Source organism: Lactobacillus sp. C449L (assembly GCF_059900815.1).
Map to the genome: position 1 here is coordinate 1 of NZ_JBWXGA010000211.1, position 458 is coordinate 458.

The 458-nt window shown below is 71.0% G+C and carries 1 protein-coding gene; it reads right to left on the reverse strand.

Annotation, left to right across the window (positions count from 1 at the left end; translation table 11 throughout):
* The coding region (locus AC2JF9_RS09070) for an MltA domain-containing protein (RefSeq protein ID WP_500727110.1) at positions 1 to 458 on the reverse strand (458 nt) is incomplete at both ends.

Below are 458 nucleotides of genomic sequence, written 5' to 3' on the forward strand. Positions count from 1 at the left end.
GAAGAAGAGGTCGCCCCGCGCCGGGCCGGTGATCGCGCTCCCGGTATCCTGGGCCACCGTCAGACGGCGGAGGGGAGCGGTTCCGCCCGCCGGTTCCGGGACCTCGCCCTCCAGCCAGACCGGCAGGCCGAAACTCCAGACGCCCCGATCGACGGCAAGCGTACGGCCGGCCGTGACCGGCACGCCGGCAGCCCCGATTGGACCGTCCTCCGGATCGAGCTCGTCCGCGATGCGGAAGAAGACATAGGAACGGTTCTGCCGCAGCAGATCCCGTGCTTCCGCCGGGTGGTCCCGAAGCCAGGTCGTCAGCACATCGGCCGTCATCTCGGACGGCTTGATGCCGAGCCTGCCCACGAGCAGTCGCGCGACGGACGTATAGGGCAGGCCGTTCCGGCCGGCATAAGCCACGCGCACTCCGCGGCCGTCCGGCAGCCTCAGCCGGGCCGAACCCTGAACCT